7 protein-coding genes are annotated in these 8,779 nt (G+C 65.4%); all 7 read left to right on the top strand.

Translation table 11 applies throughout. From position 1 onward, the window contains the following. The first annotated feature begins 1,054 nt into the window (after positions 1 to 1,054). Genes BLQ73_RS30255 through cas2 form a run of 7 tightly spaced genes read left to right on the top strand, consistent with a single transcriptional unit; the run spans position 1,055 to position 8,533 of the window. Positions 1,055 to 3,229, top strand: a complete 2,175-nt coding sequence (locus BLQ73_RS30255) for a CRISPR-associated endonuclease Cas3'' (protein ID WP_093176227.1) — start codon at positions 1,055 to 1,057, stop codon at positions 3,227 to 3,229. Beyond that, a complete protein-coding gene (cas5c, locus tag BLQ73_RS30250; RefSeq protein ID WP_245691556.1) occupies positions 3,226 to 3,918 on the top strand; it encodes a type I-C CRISPR-associated protein Cas5c in 693 nt (230 codons plus the stop codon). Before BLQ73_RS30255 ends, cas5c begins: the two co-directional genes overlap by 4 nt. Before the next feature lie 4 nt (positions 3,919 to 3,922). Further along, positions 3,923 to 5,653, top strand: a complete 1,731-nt coding sequence (gene cas8c, locus BLQ73_RS30245; RefSeq protein ID WP_143020537.1) for a type I-C CRISPR-associated protein Cas8c/Csd1 — start codon at positions 3,923 to 3,925, stop codon at positions 5,651 to 5,653. Between the two features lie 40 nt (positions 5,654 to 5,693). After that, a complete protein-coding gene (gene cas7c, locus BLQ73_RS30240; RefSeq protein WP_093176222.1) occupies positions 5,694 to 6,554 on the top strand; it encodes a type I-C CRISPR-associated protein Cas7/Csd2 in 861 nt (286 codons plus the stop codon). Further along, positions 6,551 to 7,222 carry a CRISPR-associated protein Cas4 gene (cas4, locus tag BLQ73_RS30235; RefSeq protein ID WP_093176220.1) on the top strand — a complete coding sequence of 224 codons (672 nt, stop codon included), beginning with the start codon at positions 6,551 to 6,553 and terminating at the stop codon, positions 7,220 to 7,222. The genes cas7c and cas4 overlap by 4 nt, the downstream gene beginning before the upstream one ends. Next, complete coding sequence (cas1c, locus tag BLQ73_RS30230; protein ID WP_093176218.1) at positions 7,215 to 8,243, top strand: type I-C CRISPR-associated endonuclease Cas1c; 1,029 nt, start codon at positions 7,215 to 7,217, stop codon at positions 8,241 to 8,243. Before cas4 ends, cas1c begins: the two co-directional genes overlap by 8 nt. Continuing rightward, a complete protein-coding gene (cas2, locus tag BLQ73_RS30225; protein WP_093176215.1) occupies positions 8,243 to 8,533 on the top strand; it encodes a CRISPR-associated endonuclease Cas2 in 291 nt (96 codons plus the stop codon). The genes cas1c and cas2 overlap by 1 nt, the downstream gene beginning before the upstream one ends. The last annotated feature ends 246 nt before the right edge of the window (positions 8,534 to 8,779 follow it).

The raw sequence follows: 8,779 nt of genomic DNA, 5'->3' as shown, positions 1-8,779 counted from the left end.
CGAGCGGCGCCGGCGCTGGCCCTTCGGGGTCGGTGAGCATCGAAACCCACGGGATGTTCATCAGCTCGGGGATCCAGGCCCGACCGGTACCAGCCCTTCGGGGTCGGTGAGCATCGCAGCCATATGACCACCCCTCTCATTAAGGACGCGCTCGAACAGCACTGATCCTTGCGGCCGGTAGAGCTGTTGGTGCTGGTGCAGTCGTTGGGCTCGGCGCTGACGCAACCAGGCGTCGAGTACCGCGAATGATGAGATTGGAGTGGTTCCCACGTAGTCTGGGTACGGAGCCCCGGCGCATCCGGACAGGCTGGCCGGGACTCCGCGTGGTAACCGGGGCTCAGGAGCTTGCGCTAGCTATCTGAGCCCTCCACCGCCGTGCAGGAGCCGAAGCATTTCGAGCAGCAGTGCCACTGCTTGCGCAGCCAGCAGCCATTTCGTACCGTCCGGTCCTTCCGGTAATCCATCGTCGGGCACGCGCGACTCCTTTGGCCGGAGGGACTCCTTGTGGGAGGTCGATCCCGGCCGTTCGATCGACCCCGCGGGATGCCGATCGGAAATGGTCGCGGCTTCGGTGTTTCCGGACGGCCATGGCAGACAATCCGGAAGGCCTGCTGCTCTTTGCGCCGCCTGTGAGCTGCGCCAACGACGTGTATGTCAGCTGAGCTGGTGAGCCGCTGGCATAAGACCTAATGAATGGAGTTTCACTCCGCTGATCACTCTGAGCGTACTGTGGATCGCGGTTCTCGTTCAACCGGTCCCGTATTAACTTCCTTGATAGAAGGGCTCGTGCTTGCGAGAGTCACTCATGTACTCTCCCTTCTGGGTGAGCGCTGTACATCTGCGCTCTCGGCGGCCTTGATCCCGATCGGACAGGCCGAGGATCGCAATTATCACGGCACTTGGCATACGGACAAGCGGGCCGGACTGAATCGTCTGGCCCGTATTTCCGAATAGTGCCACAAGTGGCCGATAGTCCTTTTCAGGGATGGCGCTGAAAAATGTCAGTGCCATCTCTTACAGTGCAACTCTCGTATGGGTCTCCAGAGGGGGTGCAATGGCCGGGAAGCTGTGGGCGCATAGTGCGAGGAGTTCTGACGGGCTCCGCCATGAGCTTGGCGATCACCTGCGTGGCACGTCTCGGCGGGCCGGCGAATTCGCTGACCCATTCGACGCCGGAAAACTGTCTGCCCATTGCGGATTGGTGCACGATGTCGGGAAAGGGAGCTGTGATTGGCAAAGCCGCCTGATGCGCGCCGAAAAGCACGGCGGTCGGGTGGGAGGCATGCACAAGCATGCAGGGACCTGGCTGCTGGACCAGCAGGGCTTGGGCATCATGGCGGCGATCGTGTTCGGGCATCACGGCGGACTTCCCAGCCGAAGCCGCCTCAAAGCGGAGTTGCAGTTCGCCGACACCCATCCGTTGGTCGCGGAGGCGATCGGGCGGGTTGGCGAGATCGTGCCGGAGATCCACTTGCCGGGGCCGATCCCCTTGCCCGGCTGGCTGCCTGACGCTGCGGCTACAGACCCCTATGCCTTGGACCTGCTGGTGCGCATGGTCTACAGCACCGTTGTGGACGCCGACTACCTCGACACCGAAGCCCACTTCGAGGCGGCCGCACGTCCGATGCATCCGACATCGGCCGCGGGCCTGGTCGAACGATATGAGCAGGGGCGAGTGAAAATGCTCGCGGACGTGCCACCTTCACCTGTGGACGGCCACCGGAGCGAGGTCTATGCCCAGGCGGTCGATGCCGCGGCAGGCCCACGGGGGATCTACCGCCTCCCCGGGCCGACCGGCTCGGGAAAGTCTCTCGCCATGGGCGGGTTCGGCGTTCACCATGCGCGCAGGCATGGCATGAACAGGGTCATCGTGGCGGTGCCGTTCATGTCGATCACTGAGCAGAACGCGGCGGTCTTCCGGAACCTGCTGGATCGAGACTGCGAAGACCCCATCGTCCTGGAGCACCACAGCGGCATAGACCTCGACGACGGCGATCCCGCGGCACGCTGGCAGCGCTTGGCCGCCGAGAACTGGGATGCCCCCTTCGTCGTCACCACCACGATCCGGCTGTTCGAGTCGCTGTTCAGCAACAAGCCGTCGGCGATGCGCCGGGTGCACCGGCTTGCCGGGGCGGTCATCGTGCTCGATGAGGTGCAGGCGTTGCCCGATCACCTGCTGATCCCCATATTGTCCGCGCTCCGGACGCTGACCGATTATTTCGGCACCACGGTGTTGCTGGCTTCGGCCACCCAGCCGCCTTTCGAGCTGCTGAGCCCGCTGCGCGGCACTCGGATACGGGAGGTGATCGCCCAGCCGAAGCCCCTGTACAAGGCTCTGAACCGGGTGCGTTACCGCTGGCTGCTGGATCCCAAGCCCACCATGGCACAGATAGCCGATGAAATAGCCGCTGAGCCGCAGGTGCTGGCGGTGGTCAACTCGACTTCGGACGCCCACCGACTTCACAGAATGGTCGACGAGCGCCGTCCCTCGCTGCACCTGTCGACGCGGATGGCGGCCGCCCACCGGCGGAAGACGCTGGAGGAGATCAGGCGGCTTCTCGCCGACGGGGAGCCTGTCGCTGTGGTGAGTACCCAGCTGGTCGAGGCCGGGGTCGACGTGGACTTTCCTAAAGGATTCCGGGCATATGCCTCGGCCGATTCGATGCAGCAGGCCGCCGGCCGCGTCAACCGAAGCGGCCGTCTCGCCTACGGCCGTATGACGATCTTCGATCCCGAAGACGGCAACAAGGCCGCGAAACTGATCTACGGCGCAGCGCTGGAAGCCACACGCGACCGTTTCGGCCCGCACTGCCCACCCGACGACCTCGACGCGATGGAGGCGTACTACAAGGCCCGCTTCGACTTCCACAACGTCGAGCAAGCCGGCCAGGAGATCCAAAAGGAGCGCCAAGCCCACGATTTCCCCCGAGTGGCCGAGCTGTTCCGCATGATCGACGAGTGGACCGTTCCGGTGGCGGTGCGCTACGGCGACATCGAGCAACTGGAACGCATCGTGGCTCATCTGCGTGGCGGTCACCCCGGCTCCAGCGCTCAGCTCAGAGCCTTACGCCCCTACGTGGCGACCCTGCCTCGCGGAGCCGCCACCCGCGCGGTCGACGACGGTATGGCTGCACCTGTCGTCGGAGACCTCATCGAATGGCTGGGCGATTACCACCCGCAGCGAGGCATCGAAGTCACATCCCCCGACCCCGAGGAGCTGGTGTTTTGACCCCTCGCAACAGCCGCGCCCGGCCTGCGCCTCTCATCGTGGAGGTGAGCGGCCCATACGCGTGCTTCACCCGCCCGGAGTTCAAAACCGAACGGCTGAGCTATCCGGTGATGACCCCCTCGGCGGCCAGAGGAATCCTCGAAGCGATCTTCTGGAAGCCGGAGTTCAACTACATCATCGAGAGCATCGATATTCTCGCCCCGATCCGTTGGATGTCGATCCGCCGCAACGAGGTCTCCAGCACGCTGACGCTGAGCTGGGTTCATGAGGCGATGAGCGACCCATCGGTCCGTTTCGACGCCGAAGCCGACCGCGACCAGCGCAACATGGTGTGCCTGCGTGACGTCGCCTACCGGATCCACGCCCAGGTACGGCTGAGCCCGCACGCGACCGATCCGGAGGCGAAATACCGCGACCAGTTCCGGCGCAAGGTCGAACGCGGAGCCTGTTTCACCCAGCCGTTCCTCGGAGTCCGGGAGTTCTCCGCGTCCTTCCACCCGCCCACCGACCGGCCCCCGATCGCACACAGCGAAGAACTGGGCGTCATGCTGCACAGCATCCATTACGGCAAGGCCGGCGAGTCCTACCGCTGGTTCATGGCCGGACTCACCAACGGCGTGCTGAGGGTTCCGTCGCAGGGAGTCGAGCTTCCCACAGGCGGGGCTACGCGCACCGGTGGGCGGCGGTGACTCCATGCTGATCAAAGCCCTCGCCGATCACGGCACCCAACGCACCGACCTGCCCGCGCCCTACTACCGCAACAGGCACGTGCGCTGGGCCATCGACCTCGACCAGGACGGATGCCCCCGCGGCAACCGGCTGATCGACCTGAGCAGCACAGACGCCCGAGCCGGTCAACTCATGGCCACCCCCTACGTACAGCGCTCCGGCACCGGCCCGCTGCCGTTCCTGCTCACCGACACCCTGCAATACGTCCTGGCCATGCCCAAAGACGACACCGGCAAAAGGATCAGAGAGGCCGAACAGCGCAACGGACACTTCGCCGAGCTGGTCTACAGATGGGCGGATGAAGAACCGCTCGCCACCCCCGTGGTCCACTTCCTCCAAAGCGGCGCCTGCCTGCGGATGCAGATCCCCGAGGATGCCAAACCAACCGATGTCATCGCCATCCGAACCGACCACGGCTGGCTGCACGACTTGCCGTCCGCCGTCGACGTGTGGGGCAGGGTTGTTCGCGAACGGAAAAGCTCGGGCGGCGACCAGGGCATCTGCCTGTCTTGCGCTCAGATGGGGCCCCTGTTGGACACCATCCCCGAGCCGGTCAAGTCCGGTGCCATCCCGGCGGCGAACGGTCGAGCGCGCGACGCCCAACTGGTATCGATCAACAAGAGCGCACAAGGCCGCGGCGGACTCACGCAGCTCGTCAACACCCCGATCTGCGACAGCTGCGGGAGCATGGCCATGGCCGCGCTCAACGCTCTGCTGGCCGACCCGCACCACCACTACAGGGGCTCTGACAGCGTTCTGACCTGGTGGTTGCGCCGCCCAGCCCCGATCTCCCTCTTAGGAGCCGTCCGCGACGCCAGGCCGCAAGACGTCCGGCCGATCATCGATCAGGTACGGCTTGCGCCCGCACAACGGGCACCCTGGCTCGACGGCAACGCCTTCTACGCCATCACCTTGTCGACCAACCAGAGCCGCGTGGTCGTCCGCGACTGGATCGACGTTCCGCTGATCGACATGTGCCGGAACATCGACGCCTGGTTCACCGACCACCTCATGACGGATCTGCGTTCGGCCGGCCCGCAGAGTGTTCCCCTGTGGCTCATGGTGCTGGCACTCGGCCGCCACAACAAAAAGGAGTACGTCCGCGGGACAAATCCCGACTCGGCCGAGCGCGACCTCCTCGCGGCCGCGCTGCGCAACAGGCGGCTCCCGCCGTACCTGCTTGCCCACGTCATTCAGCGCATCCGGGCCGACGGCCAGGTCGACCTTCCCCGCGCCGCCCTGCTGAGGCTGCTGCTCATCCGAGCCGACCCCGCCATGAAGGAGATCCTGATGGAAAGCCTCAACCTCGACAGCAACGACCCCGCTTACCTGTGCGGACGAGCCTTCGCTGTTCTGGAGGACATCCAGCGCACCGCCCTGGAGAACATCAACACCACCATCGGCGACAAGTTCTTCGCAGCGGCTATGGGCCGCCCCCTGGCCGTATTGACCATGCTGCGTAAAAACTCCATCGGTCATCTCCGCAGATTGCGTGGCACCAAACGCGCTGCGGGCAAGGCGCTGGACAACCGCTTGGACGAAATCTTCGGCCGCTTCACCGCCGACCTGCCGGCCGTGCTCGACCTCCAAGGCCAGGGCAGGTTCGCCATCGGCTATCACCAGCAGCGCGCCCACGACCGCGAAGCCGCTCGCAGCGCCGCCAGGGGCAGGGGCGCCGGACCTGAACCCGCGTGAAAATCCTTCCTTCTCCATCCCCCGAAAGGACCATTCTGCGATGACCGTGCACGTGGACCCCAACCGCAAACACGACTTCGTCCTGCTGTTCGACGTGCGCGACGGCAATCCCAACGGAGATCCCGACGCCGGAGGCATGCCCCGCACCGACCCCGAGACCGGGCAGGGCCTGGTCACCGACGTGGCCATCAAACGCAAGATCCGCAACATGGTGGCATTGCTGCAGGAAGGCAAACCCGGCTACGACATCTACGTCGAGACCGGCACCTCCCTCAACGCTCAGCACGAACGCGCCTACACCGCCCTCAACCTCGACCCCAAACAGCGCCGCAAATCCGAGCCCGAAGCCCAGCAGTGGATGTGCCAGACCTTCTACGACGTGCGCATGTTCGGCGCGGTCATGACCACGGGCACCAAACCCTGCGGACGGGTGCAGGGCCCGATGCAGCTCACCTTCTCCCGATCCGTCGACCCGGTGCTGCCACACGAACACGGCATCACACGAGTCACTCAGACCCGCCAAGAGGACATCGACAAGGGCGAGTCCACCGAGATGGGCAACAAGCACATGGTGCCCTACGGCCTCTACCTCGGCTACGGCCACTTCAGCGCTCCGCTGGCCCGCCGTACCGGGGTGAGCGAACAGGACCTCGACACCTTCTGGCGCTGCCTCAGCATGATGTTCGAGCATGATCGTGCCTCCAGCCGCGGCGAGATGGCGATGCGCGGCCTCTACGTGTTCAGCCATGACGACGCCTTCGGCCGGGCGCCCTCGCACGAACTGTTCAGCCGTATCCAGATTCCGTCGGTCGTCGGCGCACCACGCTCGTTCGCCGATTACACCGTCACGGTCACCAACGACCTGCCTCAGGGCGTCACCCTCACAACCCTCATCGGATGACCCCTCCACACCAGCGGGCCGCTCCCTCAGGCGGCCCGCCCCTCCAGGTCACCCTGTCCGCGCTGGAGCACCACGCCTACTGCCCCCGCCAGGCTGGGCTGATCCTCCTCGGAGACGGCTACGCCGACGACGCGGCCACCGTACGCGGAACCCTCATGCACCAGCGCGTACACGAGCCAGGCCACGACACCCGCGGCGCGATCCGCACCGTGCGCGCCCTACCCGTATGGCACGACGAACTCGGACTCGCCGGGGTCTGCGACGTCGTCGAGATCCACCACGACGGCCGCATCATCCCCATCGAGCACAAGTCCGGCACCTACACCCCCGGCGGGCCCGCCGACGTGCAACTCGCCGGCCAGGCCATGTGCCTGGAGGCGATGTTCGCACGGCCCATCCCACAAGGCGTGGTCTATTCCGGCTCCGACCGGCGCCGACACACCGTCACCATCGACGCAGCCGCCCGTGAACGCGTCCTCACCACCGCCGAATCCGTACGGCAGACGCTGACCACGATGTCCCTTCCCGCAGCACCGGCCGATCAGCGATGCCGGCGGTGCTCAATGCGTGACATGTGCATGCCGCGGGTCCTGGCCCGCACGCAGGCGTTCGCCAAGGCGGCCTCGGCCCTGTTTCTTCCCCAGCCGGAGGCGGTGTGGGATGACTGAAATGCTCAACACGCTGTACGTACAAACCCAAGGAGCCAGCCTGCACCTCGACCACGACAGCCTCAAACTCGTCGCCCCCGACGTCCCCAAACGCACTCTCCCCCTGCGTCGCCTGAACGCCATCGTGCTCTACGGCCACGTCGCGATATCCGCCGAACTGCTGGCCAGATGCGCCCAAGACGGCAGATCCGTGGTGTGGATGAGCCTGTCAGGACGCTTCCTCAGCAGAGTCGACGGCCCCATCCGCGGCAACGTCCTACTCCGCCACGCACAACACCTAGCGCATGCCAACCCCGCCGCGCGCCTCCAAATCGCCCGAAGCTGTGTCGCGGGAAAGCTCCAGAACTCCCGCCAAGTCCTGTTGCGGGGTGCCCGCGACGCACCCACCCCCGTGCAGACCTCGCTGCGGGGACTGTGCGAGGACATCGAAGACCTTCTCGCGCGCTGTCCCGACGCGGCCGACCTCGAGAAACTCATGGGACTGGAAGGCCAGAGCGCCCGTCTCTACTTCCAGGGCCTCGCCGACATGCTGCGCCCCGAACCCGCCATCCCTGCCTTCCCCGGCCGGATCAAACGACCGCCCACCGACCCCATCAACGCCCTGCTCTCCTTCCTCTACAGCCTGACCAGAGCCCTCGTCCACGGAGCCGCAGAGCAAGTGGGGCTCGACCCCTACCTCGGCTTTCTCCACGGCCTGCGTCCTGGGAAGCCCGCGCTGGCCCTAGACCTCATGGAGGAGTTCCGACCCGTACTCGCCGACCGGCTCGCCCTTACCCTCCTCAACCGTCGACAGCTGCGCATCGAGCACTTCGAAACCCTCCCCGGCGGCGCCGTTCAGCTCACCGACGACGGACGAAAACTCGTTCTCACCGAATGGCAAGGGTGGAAGACCAAGGAATGGCACCATCGGCTCGTCGGCCGCAAGATTGCGGCATGCTTGCTGCCTGTAGTGCAGTCACGTGTCCTGGCCCGACATATCCGGGGTGAGCTGCCCGCCTACGTTCCGTGGACGGTCGGTTGATGCAGCTGCTCTTGACCTACGACGTCGTCACCACCACACCCGAAGGCCGACGCCGGCTTCGGAAGATGGCCAAACTCTGCGAAGGGTACGGCCACAGGGTGCAGAAGTCGGTGTTTGAGATCGTCTGCGACGACGCCGAGCTGCTGACATTACTCGACGGCGCGACGCGGATAATGGACGCGTCCGCTGACTCGGTCCGGATCTACCGGCTTCCGGCGAACGGGTTCGCCGCGGTGCATCGGCTTGGGGTGGCGGAGCCGGTTCCCCACACTGATCCGTTGATCATGTAGGTCCGTGTGTGTTCGACCTGGTTGTGTTGCTTGACAAGAGAATCGGGTGTGGAAGCCGCAGCGTCTTTTCCCGCTTGGGCGTGGGGGCCGACCGAGGGGCTTGGTGTCGCAGCCCTGGGAGAGCGAGCCAGCGTCAAATGATCTAGGAACCTCCAGTGCTCACGCGACACGCCGGGGGTTCCGAAGCGCAATCGGGGACATAGGTGACGTTCGGGTTCCTCGACGCCTGCGGGGAACGTCTCTCGG

The sequence above is a fragment of the Sinosporangium album genome (assembly GCF_900100605.1).
In the GTDB taxonomy this organism is placed as follows: domain Bacteria; phylum Actinomycetota; class Actinomycetes; order Streptosporangiales; family Streptosporangiaceae; genus Sinosporangium; species Sinosporangium album.
Note: the sequence above shows the minus strand (reverse complement) of the source record. Positions and strands in the feature narration are given on the sequence as shown.

Bases quoted from the DNA above. Each gene is read 5' to 3' on its own strand.
- cas2 (WP_093176215.1), top strand. From the start codon at position 8,243: ATGCAGCTGCTCTTGACCTACGACGTCGTCACCACCACACCCGAAGGC.
- cas4 (WP_093176220.1), top strand. From the start codon at position 6,551: ATGACCCCTCCACACCAGCGGGCCGCTCCCTCAGGCGGCCCGCCCCTC.
- cas8c (WP_143020537.1), top strand. From the start codon at position 3,923: ATGCTGATCAAAGCCCTCGCCGATCACGGCACCCAACGCACCGACCTG.
- BLQ73_RS30255 (WP_093176227.1), top strand. From the start codon at position 1,055: ATGGCCGGGAAGCTGTGGGCGCATAGTGCGAGGAGTTCTGACGGGCTC.
- cas1c (WP_093176218.1), top strand. From the start codon at position 7,215: ATGACTGAAATGCTCAACACGCTGTACGTACAAACCCAAGGAGCCAGC.
- cas7c (WP_093176222.1), top strand. From the start codon at position 5,694: ATGACCGTGCACGTGGACCCCAACCGCAAACACGACTTCGTCCTGCTG.